Source organism: Pleomorphomonas sp. JP5 (assembly GCF_023721815.1).
Taxonomy (GTDB): Bacteria; Pseudomonadota; Alphaproteobacteria; order Rhizobiales; family Pleomorphomonadaceae; genus Pleomorphomonas.
The window spans coordinates 119,619-139,065 of the sequence record NZ_JAMDLI010000001.1; the positions used below are offsets into that span (position 1 = coordinate 119,619).

At 62.7% G+C, this 19,447-nt stretch carries 15 protein-coding genes; 6 read left to right on the forward strand and 9 right to left on the reverse strand.

Annotation, left to right across the window (positions count from 1 at the left end):
- Window positions 1-69: 69 nt before the first annotated feature.
- The 3 genes from M4J40_RS00550 to M4J40_RS00560 all read right to left on the reverse strand — a co-directional run bounded on the left by M4J40_RS00550 (window position 70) and on the right by M4J40_RS00560 (window position 3,392).
- Complete coding sequence (locus tag M4J40_RS00550) at window positions 70-900, reverse strand: carbohydrate ABC transporter permease (RefSeq protein ID WP_251751242.1); 831 nt, start codon at window positions 898-900, stop codon at window positions 70-72.
- Entirely contained in the window at window positions 900-1,886 is a 987-nt protein-coding gene (locus tag M4J40_RS00555) for a carbohydrate ABC transporter permease (RefSeq protein ID WP_251751243.1), read from the reverse strand. The genes M4J40_RS00550 and M4J40_RS00555 overlap by 1 nt, the downstream gene beginning before the upstream one ends.
- A gap of 240 nt (window positions 1,887-2,126) precedes the next feature.
- Window positions 2,127-3,392 (reverse strand): ABC transporter substrate-binding protein, encoded by a 1,266-nt coding sequence (locus M4J40_RS00560; RefSeq protein WP_405030702.1) that lies wholly within the window; start codon window positions 3,390-3,392, stop codon window positions 2,127-2,129.
- A 263-nt stretch (window positions 3,393-3,655) separates the two neighbouring features.
- Here M4J40_RS00560 and M4J40_RS00565 point away from each other — a divergent pair, with 263 nt between their 5' ends.
- From M4J40_RS00565 to cysN, 3 genes are all read left to right on the forward strand, one after another.
- Window positions 3,656-4,726: a LacI family DNA-binding transcriptional regulator gene (locus tag M4J40_RS00565; RefSeq protein ID WP_257235002.1), complete on the forward strand. Its 1,071-nt coding sequence runs from the start codon at window positions 3,656-3,658 to the stop codon at window positions 4,724-4,726.
- Between the two features lie 251 nt (window positions 4,727-4,977).
- Entirely contained in the window at window positions 4,978-5,886 is a 909-nt protein-coding gene (gene cysD / locus M4J40_RS00570; protein WP_251751247.1) for a sulfate adenylyltransferase subunit CysD, read from the forward strand.
- Window positions 5,886-7,814 carry a sulfate adenylyltransferase subunit CysN gene (gene cysN / locus M4J40_RS00575; RefSeq protein WP_251751248.1) on the forward strand — a complete coding sequence of 643 codons (1,929 nt, stop codon included), beginning with the start codon at window positions 5,886-5,888 and terminating at the stop codon, window positions 7,812-7,814. Before cysD ends, cysN begins: the two co-directional genes overlap by 1 nt.
- Before the next feature lie 3 nt (window positions 7,815-7,817).
- Here cysN and M4J40_RS00580 read toward each other — a convergent pair whose 3' ends face one another.
- Window positions 7,818-9,227 (reverse strand): MFS transporter, encoded by a 1,410-nt coding sequence (locus M4J40_RS00580; RefSeq protein WP_251751250.1) that lies wholly within the window; start codon window positions 9,225-9,227, stop codon window positions 7,818-7,820.
- 178 nt (window positions 9,228-9,405) lie between these two features.
- Between M4J40_RS00580 and M4J40_RS00585 the strand changes: the two genes are divergently transcribed.
- Window positions 9,406-9,699 (forward strand): succinate dehydrogenase assembly factor 2, encoded by a 294-nt coding sequence (locus tag M4J40_RS00585; RefSeq protein WP_251751636.1) that lies wholly within the window; start codon window positions 9,406-9,408, stop codon window positions 9,697-9,699.
- A gap of 6 nt (window positions 9,700-9,705) precedes the next feature.
- Here M4J40_RS00585 and M4J40_RS00590 read toward each other — a convergent pair whose 3' ends face one another.
- Complete coding sequence (locus M4J40_RS00590) at window positions 9,706-11,097, reverse strand: GGDEF domain-containing protein (RefSeq protein WP_251751252.1); 1,392 nt, start codon at window positions 11,095-11,097, stop codon at window positions 9,706-9,708.
- Window positions 11,098-11,271: 174 nt separating this feature from the next.
- Between M4J40_RS00590 and mfd the strand changes: the two genes are divergently transcribed.
- Window positions 11,272-14,907: a transcription-repair coupling factor gene (gene mfd / locus M4J40_RS00595; RefSeq protein ID WP_251751253.1), complete on the forward strand. Its 3,636-nt coding sequence runs from the start codon at window positions 11,272-11,274 to the stop codon at window positions 14,905-14,907.
- A 125-nt stretch (window positions 14,908-15,032) separates the two neighbouring features.
- The gene (locus M4J40_RS00600) at window positions 15,033-16,241 is read left to right on the forward strand and encodes a GGDEF domain-containing protein (RefSeq protein ID WP_251751255.1); all 1,209 of its coding nucleotides are present in this window, start codon (window positions 15,033-15,035) and stop codon (window positions 16,239-16,241) included.
- On the opposite strand, the gene M4J40_RS00605 is transcribed toward M4J40_RS00600, so the two are convergent.
- The 4 genes from M4J40_RS00605 to fucO form a co-directional block, all read right to left on the reverse strand.
- Window positions 16,228-17,325 carry a hypothetical protein gene (locus M4J40_RS00605; protein WP_251751256.1) on the reverse strand — a complete coding sequence of 366 codons (1,098 nt, stop codon included), beginning with the start codon at window positions 17,323-17,325 and terminating at the stop codon, window positions 16,228-16,230. The two genes, M4J40_RS00600 and M4J40_RS00605, sit on opposite strands and share 14 nt — an antisense overlap.
- A gap of 53 nt (window positions 17,326-17,378) precedes the next feature.
- Window positions 17,379-17,729 (reverse strand): metal-sulfur cluster assembly factor, encoded by a 351-nt coding sequence (locus M4J40_RS00610; RefSeq protein WP_251751257.1) that lies wholly within the window; start codon window positions 17,727-17,729, stop codon window positions 17,379-17,381.
- Window positions 17,730-17,732: 3 nt separating this feature from the next.
- Entirely contained in the window at window positions 17,733-17,978 is a 246-nt protein-coding gene (locus M4J40_RS00615) for a DUF2249 domain-containing protein (RefSeq protein ID WP_251751259.1), read from the reverse strand.
- Between the two features lie 139 nt (window positions 17,979-18,117).
- On the reverse strand, window positions 18,118-19,269 hold the full coding sequence (gene fucO / locus M4J40_RS00620) for a lactaldehyde reductase (protein WP_251751261.1): 1,152 nt from the start codon (window positions 19,267-19,269) through the stop codon (window positions 18,118-18,120).
- Window positions 19,270-19,447: the final 178 nt, after the last annotated feature.

Below are 19,447 nucleotides of genomic sequence, written 5' to 3' on the forward strand. Positions count from 1 at the left end.
GGTTCGAAACCGTCTCGTGATCGCCAAGCGGGCTTCGCCGCTTGGGTCCACTCAGGGCAACATCTTCTCCTAGCCCTTGACGCCGCCGGCCGTCAGCCCCTGTACGATCTTGCGCTGGAAGATCAACACCAGAGCGACGAGCGGTACGGTCACGATGACCGATGCGGCCATGATGCGGCCCCAGGGGATCTCGTATTGGCTTGCCCCCGACAGGAGCGCGATGGCGACCGGGACGGTGCGCGTCTCGTTGGAGGAGGTGAAGGTCAACGCGAACAGGAACTCGTTCCAGGCCGCGATGAAGGCGAGCAAGCCCGTGGTCACCAGTGCCGGCCACATCAGCGGCATGAACACCTTGGTGATGATGACCCATGGGCTGGCGCCGTCCACGATCGCCGCCTCCTCGATCTCCACCGGCAGGTCGCGCATGAAGGTGGTGAGCACCCAGACGGTGAACGGCAGCGTGAAGATCGTGTAGGAGAAGATCAGTGCGAACGGTGTATTGAACAGACCGAAAGCGCGCACCAGCTCGAACAGACCGGCCAGCACCGCGATCTGTGGGAACATCGATACGGCGAGGATGGTCATCAGGAGCAGGCCACGGCCGCGGAAGCTGACGCGGGCCAGCGCAAACGCCGCCGTCACGGCGAGAAACAGCGCCAGCACGACCACCGAACTTGCCACCAGGATCGAGTTTCCCAGGTTGCGGACGAACACGCCGGTGGTCAGTACCGCGATATAGTTGTCGAGGCTGAAGTGGGTCGGCAGGTAGTTGATCTCGAACAGGGCTGTCCCGGATTTGAGGCTCGTCAGGATCGCGTAGTAAAACGGAAAGACCGAGACGAGGACGATGATCGCCACGAGCAGATAGAAAGAGGCGGTTTTGGTATAGCTCCAGAGCATCACCGGTCTCCTCCGTCGAAACGGACCTTGCCGAGCCAGATATAGAGAATGGTCATCAGTGCGATGATCAGGAACAGCATCGTTGATTGAGCTGAACCGTAAGCGAACTTGTCGAAGTCGATCAGGTTCTCGCGCGCCAGGACCGAGATCGTCTTCGTCTGCGAGCTGTTGGGCGTCAGCACGTAGATCAGGTCGAAGATGCGCATGGCGTCGAGCAAGCGGAAGATCACCGCGACCATCAGTGCGGGGCGCACCAGAGGAAGGGTCACCTTCCAGAACGTCTTGACCGGATGAACGCCATCGAGCGAGGCGGCCTCGTAGATGTCGCGCGGTATCATCTGCAGGCCTGCAAGAATGAGCAAAGCCATGAAGGGCGTCGTCTTCCAGACGTCAACGATGAGCACGGCGATCATTGCGGTGTCGGACGAGGCGGTCCAGGCGATCTTGTGGTCGATGAGGCCGAACGTCAGCAGCACATCGTTGATGATTCCGAACTGGTCGTTCAGCATCCAGCCCCACATGCGGGCTGAAACGATGGTCGGGATTGCCCAGGGGATGAGGATGGCGGCGCGCACGAGGCCTCGACCCTTGAACTCCGCGTTGAGAACCAGTGCGACGACGGTACCGAGGATGGTCTCGAGCGTGACCGATACCACCGAGAAACGGACCGTATTCCAGACGGCGTTCCACCAGGCGGGGTCGGAGAGAAGACCGGACCAGATAACGCGTCCGCTCTTCAGCACCGTCCAGTTCAGGTAGTTTTTGAAGCCGACCCACTCGGCTCCGTCAAGGTTGGTCAGAGAGGCATTGGTGAACGAGAAATAGATCGTTCTGAGAAGCGGCCATCCGGCGACGATGGCGAGTGCGATCAGCATCGGAACCAGGAACCAGCCGGCGGCCCTCAGGCGCTGGCGCATCAACTCGGACTTGGCTCGTTTGGTGTGTCCGGTCGGCACGATCCGGATCGTCGATTGGGTGGAGGCCATGGCAAATCCTGCGATGAAGTGCGGAAGGCATCGTCGGCGCCGCGGGCGGCGCCGATTACGCACAGCCCGGAGCCCAAGGGTTTCCGGCAGCCGTCTGTTGGTCTGAAGTCGTTCGGAGGGGCTCGACGGTTTTCAGTCCGAAACCGAATCCAGACGGGCAGGGAGTGGGCAAACCACTCGAAAGGAGCCGGCCGCCCGATCGCAAAGGGGGCATCGGGCGGCCGTCGAGCTGAGGGCGGCTTACCAGCCAGACCCCTTGAGCTCGGTCAGCTTGGCCTCGAGAACCTCGAGATTCTCGGCGGCGGTGCCGTTGCCGGACAGCGTGTCATGCACGGCCGACCAGAACAGCGAGGACACTTCGTTGTACTTGACCTTGGTCGGCGCCGAGGGGCGCGGTACCGCGTTCATGAACACGTCCTTCCACTGCGGGATGATCGGCGCGGCCTTGGCCACGTCGGCATCGTCGTAAAGAGACACGATTGTCGGCAGGTTGGTCTGGTCGATGGCGCGGTTCTTCTGCACCTCGGTGGAGCCGAGGAACAGGGCGAGCTGGATCGCCTCGTCCGGATGCTTGGAATACTTGGACACCGCGAAGTTCCAACCGCCGAGCGTGGCGGCCGGCTTGTCGCCTTCCGTCGCCGCCGGCAACGTCGCGACGCCGAACTTGCCCTTGACCGCGCTGTCCTCGCCATTGCCGAGAGCATAGGCATACGGCCAGTTGCGCATGAACACCGAGTTGCCGGTCTGCCAAACGCCGCGCGCTTCCTCTTCCTGATAGGCAAGGACGCCCGGAGGCGAAATGGTTCCGACCCAGCTCTTCGCCGTTTCGAGAGCTTTCGCCGCCTTCTCGTTGTTGATGGAGATATCGCCGTTGGCTTCGACGATCTGTCCGCCGCCGAACGACTTCACCCACTCCAGGGCGTTGCAGGTGAGGCCTTCATAGGCATTGCCCTGGAAGACGAAGCCCCAGAGATCCTTGGCGCCGGCCTCGCGCTCCTTGTCCTGGATTTCCTTGGCCGTCGCGGCCATCTCATCCCAGGTCTTGGGAACCGACTTGCCGTATTTGTCGAGCAGATCCTTGCGGTAGAACAGGGCCGGCGCATCGGTAAATGCGGGAATGGCAACCAACTTGCCGTTTGCCGTTTGTGACTCGATGATCGACGGGAAGTGGTCCTTGACAATGTCCTTGGCGGCGTCGGTCAGGTCGAGGAACTGGTCGGAAAGCTGCGGCGCCCAGATGACGTCGGTCATGTAGACGTCGATATCGGCATTGCCTGCAGCCAGCCACAAACGGTACTGGCCGAACTGATCGCTGGTCGAAGGCGGCATCGGCACGATCTTGACCGTGTTGCCCGTCTTGGCCTCGAACTCCTTCAACTGGCTCTGCAGGAAGGCCAGTCCGTTGCCGGAGTCTCCCGACACGATCGCAAGCTCGGCGGCCATCGTGACGGATGCGCTGAAAACCACGCCGGCGAAAAGACCGGCGCGCAGGGCTGAATGGTACATCAAGTCCTCCCTTGAATGCGGCACTTCTCCCGAATGCCGCAACTGGGTACGAAGCGCTTCAAACATCCAAAGCGCTTTGAACACTGGGATCATCCTTGAAAGCCAAGTCGCTGTCAACTGGTCAATGTAACCGTTTGCAGGAAGGATTTAGGGCTTGAGGACCGCGCATTCCGTGGTGCCGATCCTTTAAGCACTCTGGACAATGGCTGTAACAATAACGCTACAAATGGTAAGGCACGCATATCGGCGTCCGCTCCTGGTCCATGGGGGAAGAGTGGAGCGGATTCCGATGGCGACGGAAATTGATAATGAATCTTAAGGAATTGGCTGAGGAACTGCATCTATCGCAGACGACTGTCAGTCGCGCTCTCAACGGATATCCCGAGGTAAGTGAAAAAACGCGGGAGATTGTACTCGCCGCCGCGCAACGTTTCGGATATCGGCCCAGTCCTGCGGCTCGACGGCTCGCGACCGGACGTGCCCACGCTTTAGGCGTTGTCTTCAACGCCGAGCGAAATGCGCTCATGGATCCGCTTTTCGTCGAATACCTTGCTGGCGTGGCCGAGGTCAGCGCCAAGCAGGGATTCGATATCCTTATCAGTCCCTCGACGCCGCGCGACGAGATTGCGACCTTCGGACGCTTGGCCCGCGACGGAACTGTCGACGTCGTTATCCTGTCGGCGCCCTTGATCGTCGACGCGCGCATTTCGCTCCTCAGCGAGCTGAAGTTCCCCTTCGTCGTCCATGGACGCCCCCCCGAGCCGGCCGGCGTATCCTACATAGACATCGACAATTTCGGAGCTTTCCAGCAAGCGACCAGCTTCCTGATCCAGCTTGGGCATCGGCGCATTACGCTGATCAATGGCGAGGAGCACTTCACTTTCGCTCAGGATCGTTCGCATGGCGCCGCTATAGCCTTCGCCGCTGCGGGACTGCCGAAGAACATGCTCGAAGAGCACTTCATGCCGATGACGGCGGAGAACGCCTATCGCTGCGCCCGGCAGGCGCTTGAAAGCGACGAGCGGCCCACGGCCTTTCTATGTGGCTCAATTCTGGTGGCGCTTGGTGTGCTGCGAGCTGCCGCGGAGCTTGGCCTGGACGTGCCGCGCGATCTGTCGATCATTGCCCATGACGATGAGATGCCCGCTTTCCCCGCCGATCAGTTTCATCCGCAGCTGACGACCACGCGTTCTTCGATCCGCGCCGCCGGAACACGGGTAGCGGAGATGGCTTTGGCTCGCGTGGCCGGCCAGAAACCGGGCACGGTTGCCGATGTTTGGCCGGTGCAACTGATTGTGCGCGGCTCGACGGCGGCCGCGCCCGAGCGAGGTTGAGGCTCGGGTTTCCTTGGTTTTGGCCCGTTTTGCTAGAACACAAGAGCAGTAGCGGGTTGCCGTCGCTCACTGTTGCGGGCTTTCGGCGAAAGCAAATGATCGCCAACGGAAAGATTTTCTCTTTTCTCCTTTTGCCGGAGTGCGCACTTTCTTGAGAGCTCTAGGGGGGCTTGATACCGCTTCACCAAGATCTCCGGTCAAAGGGACTGGGGAACGCAGCAGCGACATATGTCGCGCCGAGGTGAGCTCAGGTGTCCAAGGATCGTCTGACCCATTTGAAGCGTCTCGAAGCGGAATCCATTCACATCATCCGTGAAGTTGCCGCCGAGTTTCGCAATCCCGTGATGCTCTATTCCATCGGCAAGGACAGCTCGGTGATGCTTCGCCTCGCGCTCAAGGCGTTTTATCCGGGGAAGCTGCCATTCCCGTTGCTGCATGTCGATACCACCTGGAAGTTCCGGGAGATGATTGCCTTCCGCGATGCGACGGTGAAGGCAGAAGGGCTGGACCTGCTGGTTCACACCAACGCGGACGGCGTTGCCGCCGGCATCACCCCTTTCTCCCACGGCTCGTCGGTCTACACCAACGTCATGAAGACCGAGGCGCTCAAGCAGGCGCTGACGGCCCATGGCTTCGACGCGGCCTTCGGTGGCGCACGCCGCGATGAGGAAAAGAGCAGAGCGAAGGAGCGCGTCTTCTCGTTCCGGACCGACACCCATGCATGGGATCCCAAGAACCAGCGTCCGGAGCTGTGGCGTCTCTATAATTCTCGCGTCCGTCCGGGCGAAAGCATCCGCGTCTTTCCGCTGTCCAACTGGACCGAACTCGACATCTGGCAGTACATCCTTCTCGAAAAGATCCCGATCGTGCCGCTCTATTTTTCGGCCGACCGGCCGGTCGTGAACCGTGGCGGTCAGTGGATCATGGCGGATGACGACCGGTTGCCGCTTGAGGCCGGCGAACGCCCGCAGATACGCCGCGTCCGGTTTCGCACGCTCGGCTGTTATCCGTTGACCGCCGCGGTCGAAAGCGACGCGGCGACTCTGCCGGAGATCGTCCGGGAGATGCTGATCGCCCGCACGTCCGAGCGCTCCGGGCGCCTGATCGATCACGACGACTCCGCCTCCATGGAGAAGAAAAAGCGGGAAGGCTACTTCTGATGAATGCCATCGATCCGAACGTCGCCGCCGACGCTTCCGCCTTTACCGATTACCTTGGTCGGCACGAGAAGAAGAGCCTTTTGCGCTTTCTGACTTGCGGCTCCGTCGACGATGGAAAATCGACGCTGATCGGAAGGTTGCTCTACGATTCCAAGCTGCTGTTCGAGGACCAGCTCCTGAGTCTTGAAAAGGACTCCCGCAAGCACGGCACGGTCGGTGACGATATCGATCTCGCCTTGCTCGTCGACGGGCTTGAGGCCGAGCGCGAGCAAGGCATCACCATCGACGTTGCCTACCGCTTCTTCTCGACCGATCGCCGCAAGTTCATTGTCGCCGATACGCCGGGCCACGAGCAGTATACGCGCAACATGGCGACTGGCGCCTCGACGTCCGATCTCGCGGTAATCCTTGTCGATGCAAGGCGGGGCGTACTCACCCAGACCCGTCGACACGCGTTCATTACGTCGCTGGTCGGCATCCGTCACGTGGTGCTGGCGGTCAACAAGATTGACCTTGTCGGTTTCTCTCAAGCGATCTTCGAGGTCATCGTTGCCGACTTTAGCGCTTTCGCCGCTGGGCTCGGGTTCAAGACGCTGACGGCCATCCCTCTTAGTGCTCGCTATGGCGACAACGTCCTCGAGCGCAGCCTCCAGATGCCCTGGTATGAGGGCCAGACGCTGGTCGAGCATCTGGAAGCCGTGGTCGTCGACGACGACGCGGCGGAGCGGCCTTTCCGTATGCCGGTGCAATGGGTCAATCGACCCAATCTGGATTTCCGGGGCTTCTCGGGCACCATCGCGTCCGGCACCGTGCGGCGGGGCGACGCCGTGGTGGTGGCGAAATCCGGGCGCACCTCGACGGTCAAGTCCATCGTCACGTTCGACGGCGAACTCGACACCGCCTCGGCCGGCGAGGCCGTGACGCTGACCCTCGATGACGAGATCGACATTTCGCGCGGCGATGTGCTGTCGGGCACCATCGCTCGGCCCGAGGTCGCCGACCAGTTCGCTGCTCACCTGATCTGGATGGCCGATGACCCGCTCCTGCCGGGGCGCCCCTATCTTCTCAAGATCGGGGCTCGCCAGGTTACGGCTCAGGTGACGGCGATCCGTCACAAGATCGACGTCAATACTGGCGGCGAGTTGCCGGCCAAGAGCCTTGCCCTCAACGAAGTTGGTGTCGCCAATCTGTCCCTGTCCGAGGCGGTCGCCTTCGATGCCTATGCCGCCAATCGCGAGACGGGCGCTTTCATCATCATAGACCGATTGTCGAACCTCACGGTCGGCGCCGGCATGATCGATCATGGGCTTCGCCGGGCCGGCAACATCCACTGGCAGGCGCTCGATGTCGACAAGCGGACGAGGGCGCTCGCCAAGGGGCAGAAGTCGGCCGTCGTCTGGTTCACAGGGCTCTCAGGCGCCGGCAAGTCGACCATTGCCAACCTCGTGGAACGAAAACTGACGGCGCTCGGACGCCATGCCTACATCCTCGACGGCGACAACGTTCGCCATGGCCTCAACCGTGATCTCGGCTTCTCGGATGCCGATCGGGTGGAGAACATCCGCCGTGTCGCCGAGACGGCCAAGCTGTTCGTCGACGCCGGTCTGATCGTTCTTGTGTCCTTCATTTCACCCTTCCGCGCCGAACGCCAACTGGCGCGGGAGTTGGTGGAAGAGGGCGAGTTCATCGAGGTGTTCGTGGACACCCCGCTCGACGTCGCCGAGGCACGCGATCCCAAGGGGCTCTATGCCAAGGCAAGGGCCGGTGAGATTGCCCGGTTTACCGGTGTGTCCTCACCTTACGAACCCCCGAAAGAGGCAGAAATCCGCCTCGATACCACCAGCGCCGCTGCCGACGTGCTGGCGGAGCGCGTCGTGGCCTATCTCCAGGAAGCCGGAGTTATTCCCGGCGTCGAGGTAACGATCTGACGCTTACGCGGAGGGGGCGGCGCGATGAAGCCTGCCCATCCGGAGCGTCAGGGCGAGTGGTGGCAGCGCCAGGAGAACCGCTGCGGCAAAAGCCACCACCATGGCGAACCGGAGTCCCTCCGGCGAAGGGTCGGTTGCAAAGCCCGCGAGATTGCCGACAAGGCCGAACACCGCCGAGCCGGCCGCGTAGCCGGCTGACTGCAGGGTGGGCAACAATGCGGACGCCTTGTCCCGTTCGCCCTCAGGATGGGTTTCCATGACGACCTGGCAGAGGCTGCCCCACGCCACTCCCATGCCAAGGCCGGTCACAAGTTGGCCGAGCATGACCAGAGACAAGAGAAGCTGGGTCATGGAGGCAAGGCCGATGAGCAGTCCGGCCGTCACGACCGACGCACCGATGGAGACGAAAGCGAGGCGCTTTCCCATGCCATCGTAGTTGGCGACGATCACGGCTCCGGTACTCCAGGCGACAGCCAGAATGGCGCCGATACCACCGGCTATGGCCGGACCATACCCCCAGAGATGCTGCACGGCATAGACCAGGAACACGCCGGTGACCGACTGGGCGAGCGGCAGGAGAAAGACCGTCCAGAGGCCGACTCCCGGCACACTGGAAAAGCCGAAAGCACCGCGCGGCAGGATCGAAACCCGAGCGGAAAGGTCGATGCGCACGGCGACGGTCAGACAGAGAGCGGCCCCTGCTACCACGAGGGCGGCCTGCCACGGCTCTTCCAACACGACGGCGGCAACCGAGATCGCCATCATGCCGAGCGCGACAAGTCCGAGCCTGAGGCCCGGGAAAGCACCGGCATCGTGATCGCGCACATCCCGCGGAACCGCCACGTGGACGAGCGCCAGAAACACGGCGACGATCGGAAGGTTGACCAGGAAAGCCGCCCGCCAGCTGACGAACTCCGTAATAATGCCGGCCAGAACAGGGCCGCCGAAGGCGGCCGCGGCCCAAACGATCGCCTCGGCGCCAAACAGTTTTGCGACCAGCCGTGACGGAAAGAGCTGCGGAATCAATGCAAAGGCGACGGCGGCGACCAGGCCTTCGCCGGCGCCTTGCACGGCGCGACCGACCAGCACCAGCTCCATGCTTGGGGAAAGGGCGGCGGCGAGGGTGCCAAGGCTGAACACGCCGCTTGCTACAAACAGGCAGCGCCGGGCGCCGAAACGGGCCTTGAGGAGCGGAGCCGAAGCGCCAGCGGTAATCGAGGCGACGATGTAGACGGTGAGCGTCCACGACAGATAGGCCTCGCCATGCAACTCGCCCACGGCGGTCGGCATCGCAGTCGAGACCAGGAACGCGTTGAATGCGAAGATGGCCGCGGCGAGCATCAGTGTCAGCGAGGCGGCAAGGTAGGCTGGCGCGAAAAGCTCGGACCAGCGGCCGGAAGAAGCGGATTTCATGACGAGAAAGGCCAAGCAGTACCGGAAAAAGGCCGATCTCTATAACAGCCTTCGGCAGTCGCGGATATGGTGGACAACCGTCGATCGTTTACTTTCACACGAGAAATCGGCTAACAGTCGCGAATATGAGGATGCGCCCTGCGAGCCGACTTCCTCATTGATTCCTGGAGAAATGCCGATGTCCGGGCTCAGCCGAACGTCCGAAGATCTTTCGCCCCGACGCCGGAAAATCCTCTATCATGCCTGGCATCGCGGTACGCGCGAGCTGGACCTCTTGCTTGGCCGCTTTGCCGACGCCGCGATCGGCGATCTGTCGGAAGAAGAGCTCGATGAGTTCGAGGCGCTTCTGGAAATCGATGACCGTGAACTCTTTGGCTGGATTCTAGGCAAGACGTCGGTACCCGATAGTGCCCCGAAGACGGTGCTCGCCAAGGTGCTGGCCTTCGCCCAAGCACATCCGATTGCCGGTTGAACCAACTCAGGCCGTGGCGGAAGCGAGCTGATCGAGACCGACGTGGCCTTGTGCCGCGATCGGTTTTTGCGGCGGCTCCCAGCGATAGACGGCAACACGGTCACGGCCTTCGCGCTTGGCCTGGTAGAGTGCGACGTCGGCCGCTCCGTGCAGCATCTCGTAGTCGGTTCCGGCCTCTGCGATATCGGCGATTCCGACGCTGACGGTTATTCGAAGGCTGCCACTGGCAGTACCGAGTTCGAAGGCCTGGGTGAGCTGGCGGATGCCTTCTGCCAGGACTGCTGCCGTTGTGGCATCGCTATCGGGCAGGAACAGGGCAAACTCCTCGCCTCCAATTCGCGCGACGACGGCCCCTTCTGGCGTTGCCCCGGCCAGAATGCCGGCGAACTCGACAAGAGCTCGATCGCCGGTGAGGTGGCCGTGAGTATCGTTGACGCGCTTGAAGTAATCGAGATCGAACAAAACAAGCGTGCCGCGATCGGGATTGCCGTTCAGGTGCGACAAAACCTTGCGCAGGAACCGTCGACGATTGGCGAGCCCCGTCAATCCGTCTGTTTCGGCTGCGATGCGATATCGTCTTTCCGAACGTTGCCCCACCAGCGCGAGTTGCACGAGGCCTAGGAACACGACGAAGCCGATCGATCCGATCAGAGTCACCGCAAGCGGCGTGCCCGAGGGAAGGGTGGTCGCGTCCGGATCGAGCGGAGCGATTAGCAAATGGACAGTCCTGACGATCAACAAAGCCTGCTGAACAGCGATGGCCGCCACCGTAAGCGACAGCGCCGGCAAGGCCTCCTTCCGCTTGTGGTCGATGAGATCGATCGCAACGACGAGCAGGTAAATGGACTGAATGGCCGAAACCACGTGAATCCTGGCGTTGATATCGGCAAAGAACTGCCTGTTGCAGGCAAAGGCGAGCCAGACGATCCCTCCGAGCAAGGCCAGGAGAAGGTCATGGCGACCTATCTTTCCGATGAACCGCCGATAGCCGAGCCAGAAGAGGCCCACCGCCACCAACAGCAGGGTGTTGCTGACGACAATGGACAGAAAGGCCGGGATATCGCCCCGTAGGCCGACCAGTATCATGGCAAGCGTGCAGAGGCCGTAGGCTGCCCCCCAGACTAGAACGCTGACTTCGTCGCGTGCACCCCGCCAGATCAGAAGGTGGCTAGCGGAGACGCAGGCAACGGTCACAGCAGCCGCGATCAGCAAGGACGGAACATAAAGAAGCGTGCTCAAGACGGGATCCTTTTCGGCATCGGCCAACGAAAGATCGCAGACCGGGAGAAGGGCGAGCCCTGGAGCTTTATATAGGCTCTTCCTTAAGCAAATTACCGAAGGGGTAGGGGGAAGCACCTGGTTTGCTAAAGAATGCGTGAACGCAGCCCACACCAACATGTCGTCGCGAGGCCCCGGTTGGGTGTTCCTGGATGGTTGCTTGACGCCGCATTCAGTCCTTGAAATGCTAACTTATTGGTTTGTATTGGTTTATTGTTCTGCTCCGGGGTTTCCTTTTGTCCCTGGATGCTTTAGAAGATCACGTTTCCTCCCCCTGAGCCGATACCCCCTGCCATGCCCACGCCCTGGTCCAGCCTGCTGTCAGACTTCACCGCCGTCACGGTTGCCGCTGTTCCAGATGGCGCCGAAGCACTCGCGCTCGCCGAGTTGGTCCGCTCGGAGAAGCGGAAGGGCCTCGACGCGGTCTACGTTGCCCGCGATGGCCAGCGGCTGCAGCAGCTCCAGCGGGCCCTGACCTTCTTCGCCCCGGAAGTCGGCGTGTTGGAGTTCCCCGGCTGGGATTGCCTTCCCTACGATCGTGTGTCGCCGACGCCGGCCGTCGTGGCACGGCGCATGACGACACTGTCGGAACTGGCTGCACATGCCGGTGACGTCAGGCCCTTTGTGCTGCTTACCACCGTCAACGCGCTGGTGCAGCGCGTGGTGCCGCCGTCCATGGTGTCGGGGCAGGTCATGACGTTGGCGCCCGGCAACATTGCGGACATGGGCAAGCTCACGGCCTGGCTGGAGGATGCCGGTTTCTCGCGTTCGTCGACGGTGCGCGACACGGGCGAGTATGCCGTGCGCGGCGGCATTCTCGATCTTTTTGCGCCGGGAACCGAAGCGCCGGTGCGTCTGGATTTCTTCGGCGACCAGCTCGAGTCCATCCGAACCTTCGACCCGGAGAGCCAGCGCTCCACCGGGCAGCTGAAACGCCTCGATCTCGTGCCTATGAGCGAGGTACAGATCACCCCCGCCTCGATCAAGCGGTTCCGGCAAGGCTATGTCGCCGCCTTCGGCGCGGCCACGTCGGGCGATCCGATGTACGAGGCGGTCAGCGAGGGGCGGCGCTATGCCGGCATCGAGCATTGGCTGCCACTGTTCCACGAGCGGCTAGGCACGCTGTTCGACTACACCGGCGATGCTCCGGTCATGGTCGATCCCTTGGTGGATGAGGCCATCAACGAGCGCTTGACCGCCATCGTCGATCATTATGAGGCTCGACTCGACACGCTGAAGACGGGTGGTTCAGGCGCGCCCTACAAGCCGATGTCGCCAACCACGCTCTATCTCGCCGAGACCGAGTTGCAGGGGATTCTCGCGCGGCACACCGTTGCCCGCCTGACACCGTTCAACCGCCTCGAACAATCATCGGTCAAGGTGGTGGACTTCGGCGGAAAGACTGGCCGCTCCTTCGCCGCCGAGCGGGCGGCTGGCGATGTCAATATCTTCGACGCGCTGGTGAAGCATCTTGCTGCGCTTGGAGCGGAGAAGCGCCGGGTGATCCTTGCCTGCTGGTCGGAAGGGTCGCGCGATCGCCTCGCCCAGGTGATCCGCGATCACGGCGGCCAGGCTACCGAACTCGCGCCCCATCTTGATGCGGCGCTGAAGGCGCCCTCAGGCGTGTTGCCGCTTGCCATCCTCGGCATCGAGACCGGTTTCGAAGTGCCGGACTTCGTGGTGATCGCCGAGCAGGATGTTCTGGGCGACCGGTTGGTGCGTGGCGCCAAGAGCCGCAAGAAGGCCGAGAACTTCATAAAGGAGGCGACCAGCCTTGCCGAGGGCGATCTGGTCGTGCACGTCGATCACGGCATCGGGCGCTTCGTCGGGCTCAAGACCATCGAGGCGGCGGGCGCTCCGCACGACTGCCTGGAGATCGTCTATGCCGGCGGCGACAAGCTGTTCCTGCCGGTCGAGAACATCGAGCTTCTCAGCCGATATGGTTCGGATGATGCGGACGCTCAGCTCGACAGGCTTGGTGGCGGCGCCTGGCAGGCGCGCAAGGCGCGCCTGAAGAAGCGTATCCGAGAGATCGCCGACGAACTGATCAAGACGGCGGCTGCCCGGTTGCTCAAGACCGCGCCCGTGCTGTCGCCGCCTGAAGGTCTCTACGACGACTTCGCGGCCCGCTTCCCCTATGACGAGACCGAGGACCAGCTCAACTCCATCGAGGCCGTTGCCGGGGATCTCTCGTCGGGGCGACCGATGGATCGCCTCGTCTGTGGAGACGTCGGGTTTGGCAAGACGGAGGTGGCCCTCCGCGCCGCTTTCCTCGCCGCCATGAGTGGCAAGCAGGTGGCCGTCGTCGTTCCGACGACGCTTCTGTCGCGCCAGCATTTTCGGACGTTCCATGAGCGTTTCAAGGGCTTGCCGATCAATGTGCGGCAGGCCTCGCGTCTGGTTCCCGCAAAGGAGCTCACAGCCACCAAGGCCGGGCTCGCCGACGGAACGGTGGACGTCGTGGTCGGTACGCACGCGCTGCTCGCCAAGGGGATCGAGTTCAAGGATCTCGGCCTGCTCATCATCGACGAGGAGCAGCATTTTGGCGTCAAGCACAAGGAGCGGCTCAAGGAGCTGAAATCCGACGTTCACGTGCTGACGCTCAGCGCCACCCCCATTCCCAGGACGTTGCAACTGGCACTGACCGGCGTCCGCGAGCTGTCGCTGATCGCGACGCCCCCGGTTGATCGTCTCGCCGTCCGTACCTTCGTCACCCCCTTCGATCCGCTGATCGTTCGTGAAGCCATCCTCCGAGAGAAGTACCGGGGAGGGCAGGTGTTCTACGTCTGCCCGCGTGTCGCCGATCTCGCCAGTCAGCGCGAGTTCCTGGAAAGGCACGTGCCGGAAGTGAAGGTTGCCGTCGCGCACGGTCAGATGGCCGCAACGCAGCTCGAGGACATCATGAACGCCTTCTATGAAGGCCAGTATGACGTCCTGCTCTCCACGACGATTGTCGAGTCCGGCCTCGACATTCCCACCGCCAATACGCTGATCATCCACCGCGCCGACATGTTCGGTCTGGCCCAACTCTACCAGCTCAAGGGGCGCGTTGGCCGCTCCAAGACGCGCGCCTATGCCATCTTCACGACGCCTCCGGAGAACCGCGTCAACTCGGTGGCCGAACGTCGTCTCAAGGTGCTTCAGTCGCTCGACACGCTGGGCGCCGGCTTCCAGCTGGCGAGCCATGATCTCGATTTGCGTGGCGCCGGCAATCTCCTTGGCGAGGAGCAGTCCGGCCATATCCGAGAGGTTGGCTACGAGCTTTATCAGCAGATGCTGGAAGAGGCTGTTGCCCAGCTCAAGGCGGGCATCGTCGATGAGGTCGTCGAAGATCAATGGTCGCCCCAGATCACGCTGGGTACGCCGGTGATGATTCCCGACCATTACGTGCCGGACCTGCAGCTTCGCCTCGGCCTCTATCGCCGCCTTGCCGAGTTGGAGGACGGCGGCTCGATCGATGCCTTCGGTGCAGAGTTGATCGATCGCTTCGGTCCACTGCCGGAGGAGGTCGAGCACCTTCTGAAGACCATCACCATCAAGAGTCTTTGCCGCAAGGCCAACATCGAGAAGATCGACGCCGGCCCGAAGGGGCTTGTGCTGTCGTTCCGCGACGGAAAGTTCGAAAATCCGGCCGCCCTGGTCCAGTACATCGGGGAGCAGGGATCGCTTGCCAAGATTCGGCCGGATCAGAAGATCGTTCTGGCGCGCGACTGGCCGGAGGCAGAGCAACGTCTCCGGGGGACGGCGGCCATTCTGCTCAAGCTCGTCCGCATGGTCGAAGACGCCAAATCCGGGGCGCCAAAGACGCTCGCGCCGCTTGAACCGCAGAAGTTGAGACTCAAGCCGACGCCACCGCCACCGCCACCCACGCCGGTGGCCAAGGGGCGCTATCCGTCTTTGACGTCGCTCAAGGGAAAGAGGCGGCACTAAACCTGTCGCGGAGGCGGGTTATCCTGGCTCCACGCGTCGAGTTGCGCATCTTTCGGACACAATTTCGTATTGAAATATGGCTCCTGGGAGAGGTGGCCCCGCGGTTCAGTGGCGTGGAGGTCGTCATGGCCGATTTGATCAGCGTTTCAACCCTGTTGTTGATCGGCGTGCTGGGCGGTGTGACCGCCGGTACGACGTTCGGCTTTATATGGTTGACGGAACGGCGGACCTATGCGCTGGCCGTCTGGGCAGCTTCCCTTTGGTTCGGGGCTATCGCCTGCGCCTTCTACATCGTGCGTCCCGTCGTGCCGGACTGGACGTCGGTGTTGTTCGGCAACGCCATGCTGGCTTTTGCCTATGGCCTGATCTGGCTTGGCTTCCAACTGTTCGAAGGTTGCAGGCCTGCTGTCTGGAAGGCGATCATCGGCGCGGCCGCCTGGCTTCCGTTCGTTGCCGTTCCCTTTCTTCGCGAAGAGCCGGCCCTGCATGGGGCTTTGGCCGCGCTGGTGATGGCCATTTACTCGCTGGCGATCGCCTGGAAACTTCTGCAACGCCGTCGTATCGAGCCGCTGCCTGCCCGCTTGCCAACCGCCGTGCTGTTCGCAGCCCATGGGATTCTTTACGCGCTTCGAGTGCCGCTGTTGGTGATCGCGCCCGATTTCGGTTTTGGCGCGGCGTTCGACCAGTCGCCTCTGTTTATCGCTGGCGTGTTTGAGGCGTTGCTATTCACGCTGTTCCTCGTCGTGGCCATGCTGACCTTGCTCGCGCAGCGGGAGGCTCGGTTCCACCGGAAATCGGCTGACATTGATGCGCTGACAAGCCTGCCCAATCGAGCGGCCTTCTTCCGAACCGCCGAAGCATTGCTGCAGGGCGGCACCGAGCGCGGTGTGTTGATGCTGTTCGATCTAGATCACTTCCGCTTCGTCAACGACCGTTTCGGCCGGGACGAGGGCGACCGCGCGCTGAAGGCGTTCGCCCAGGTCCTTCATCGTGGGGTCCGTCCGCCCGACATCGTCGCCCGGGTTGGCGACGAGGAGTTCGCTCTGTTCATGCCATCGATCCGGCTCGATGTCGGTCTGTCGATTGCCGAGTATCTGTGCCGGCGGACTGAGGAACTGAGGCTCCTGACCGAGAGCGGCGAGCATGTGCCGCTGACCACCAGTGTTGGCGTGGCGGCGGTCGCCGATGTGGGCGCCGATATCGGATCTCTGATAGTTGCCGCCGACGCTGCGCTCACCGAGGCAAAGAACGTTGGACGCAATCGGTGTCGCGCCTATCGCGCGTCTTCCACCTTGCACGACCGGATGGTGGACGACTGGCTCAAGGCTGGCTGAGCGCGTGTGCAGCCTCTTGGGCTGGGATCGCCTTTGGGCGCACCGCCATGGTGCCCAGTAGCAGTGCGACGTAAGCCACAATGGCTGCGATGGTCAGCCACGCCGGGAAATACAGCCTCTCAGTGGCCTCGATGGCGTCGAAGACGATGCGGGCGCCGATCGCCAGTTGTAGCAGCACCGCCGGCAGATACAGAACGGGCACATAGCGAACCGGGGCCCCAGTGACCGCCGGCAGGATGATCGGCGCGTGGGCGAACACCATCGACAGGATGAAACCCACGGCTATGGCGTGGATGGCGGCGTCGTGACCGTAAAGAGCCTCACCCGGCGGCAGCAGGGTCAGGCTCGCGGCGGCGACGATCAGCCACCCGTAGCCGCAAATCAATAGCAAGGCGGAGAAGCGGGCGAACCCCTTGGTTCGAACCGTGCGGAGCGCGATGTCTTCCCTGAGCAGCCAAAGCGCGATACCGGCAAGCGCCAGGGAGAGAAGCGTCGAGCCGTTCCAAGGCTGCCCCAGTCCCAGCGCCAAGGCGAACAGCGCGACGAGCAGAACCAACAGGACGCGGGCGGCCAGCGTCGGCCGGAGCAGTCGCGACAGTTCGATCCTCTCGGCGACAACGGTCAGGATGAGGAAGCCGAGCCAGACATAGCCAACTTCCGGCAGCGAACGGCCGAGCATCCAGAACAGGGTTCCGAGGGGCCATAGCGCTGCGGCGGCTGTCATCAATCCGGTGAACAATGTTGGCAGTCTCCATGTGGCCAAGCCTGTCAGCAGCGTCAATCCCAGGCCGGCGACGAGAAACAGCGGGGCGGTCGCCTCGGCATAGCCCGACAGCAGCAAAACGGCCCCGGCCGCAGATATGGCGGGGACCAAAAGTGCCGCGTGGCGCCCATCGGCAACCGCCCGCTCGAGCGAGATCAGGGTACCGAAGAAGCCGGAGGCCATGATTGCCCCATGCATGTCCGCCGTATCACCGACCGGGGTGACCACGCCCAGTCGGGCGAGCCCGCCGGTGAGACCGGCGATCAGCGATGCTGCTGCCGCCACAGCAAGGGCGATGCGGAGAAACGGGGTGAGTTTCATGAGGGACTCCGCAGATTACCTGGGAAGAGGGGGGCTGTTGGACAGTTTGGTTCTCAGCGCCCGAACAGGCCGGCGGCAAACTTCGACACCGCCGCCTCGAACCGTGACGGCTGGCGCTCGAAGCGGGACCGGACCGCCGGGTCGGCGAGCTCCGTCGACCATACGGCAGCCTTGTCTATGGTGACGTTGACGGTCCAGCCGGTTCCGACGGCACGTTCCACGGCGGCGCGGGCATGTTCTCCGATCAGGCCGCCAAGCGGGCAGGTTGGCGTCGTCATCATCAGTTCTATCTTGATGGCCCCCTCGCCGAACTCGAGACGACGGACGAGGCCGAGGGAGACGATATCGATGCCGAGTTCAGGGTCGTCGACGGTCGCGAGGGCGGCGAGGATCTCCGACTTCATGGCTTATCTCCGGGTCAATCGGATGCGCCAGATCTCCGGGCCTTGTTCCAGATAGTCCCAGCCGAAACCGACAAGGGTGCGTTCTTGGAAGTGCTGGCGTAGCGGCACCGGATCGAAGTTGTTGACGATCTCCATCGATTGCCCCGGCTCGAGGGCGTCGAAACTCTCGATGATGGTGGCGCGACGCAGCTCGCAGGGCAGGCGGCGTACGTCGAGTGTGCTGACGGGCGTAAGCGTATCAAGGGACATCGGCGGCTCTCCATTGCTTGTAGACCGAACGTTATCCCCGGGACCGGTTGCTCTCGTTGTCGCGCCGCAAACTTCATCACTGGAAAAGCAAACGGCGCCCCGGAGGGCGCCGCAATTTGCTTCAAAAAGACCGCCTCTATCAGAGGATCGACCTGTAGAGCGCCTCGATCTCCGCCACGTTGGTATCGCGCGGATTGCCGCCGGTGCAGACGTCGGCGAAGGCCGCCTGGGCAAGCGCCGGAATGTCCTCGGCCTTGACGCCCACTTCCGAGAGCTTGGCGGGAATGCCGACATCCTTCGAAAGCGTCTCCACCGCCGCCACCGCTGCCTTGCGCGCCTCGGCGATCGGCATGGCCTCCGTGCCCTTGACGCCGAGGGCGGCGGCGATCGCACGGTACTTCTCACCCGTGTAGTCGGCGTTGTAGGCCATCAGCGTCGGCAGCAGCACCGCGTTGGCGACGCCATGCGGCGTGTTGTAGAAGGCGCCGAGCGGGTGGGCCATGCCGTGCACCAGACCGAGACCGACGTTGGAGAAGCCCATGCCGGCCACATACTGGCCGAGCGCCATGTCCTCAACGCCCTTGGCATCGCCCGCGCAGGAGGCGCGCAGCGACCGACCGATGATCTCGATCGCCTTGATGTGCAGCGCGTCGGACAGCTCCCAGGCACCCTTGGTGATGTAGCCTTCGATGGCGTGCGTCAGCGCGTCCATGCCGGTGGCGGCCTTGAGCGGCGTCGGCATGCTGGCCATCAGCTCGCTGTCGATGATGGCGACAGCGGGAATGTCGTGCGGGTCGACGCAGACGAACTTGCGGCGCTTCTCCTCGTCGGTGATGACGTAGTTGATGGTCACCTCGGCGGCGGTGCCGGCGGTGGTGGCCAGCGCGATGATCGGCACCGACGGCTTCTTGGTGGGGGCGACGCCTTCAAGGCTGCGTACGTCGGAGAACTCGGGATTGTTGGTGATGATGCCGATCGCCTTGGCGGTATCCTGAGGCGAGCCGCCGCCGATGGCGACGAGATAGTCGGCCTTGGCCTTGGCGAAAGCGGCGACGCCTTCCTTGACGATGCCGATCGTCGGGTTGGGCATCACCTTGTCGAACAGCTCGTAGGCGAGGCCGGCCGCGTCCATCAGGCCGGTCACCTTTGCCACCGTGCCGGCCTTCACCAGCACCGCGTCGGTGACCACCAGCGCCTTCTTGTAACCGCGACGCTGCACCTCGCCGATCAGTTCGGCGCGAGCGCCGGCGCCGAAATAGGATGTCTCGTTGAGAATCATGCGGTGGGACATGCTCTGTTCCTCCTGAGGCCGCTTTTCTGCCGTCCAACCGACGATAGCGACGGGAGACATCGGTTGGCCGGCGCTTTGACACTCGTTCCGGTACGGGAAAGCCGCCCGAGAACTGAACCAAATTGAAAGCTATTGGCTGGCCGACACGCTCACAACCTCGCATGAACCCCTAGATTTT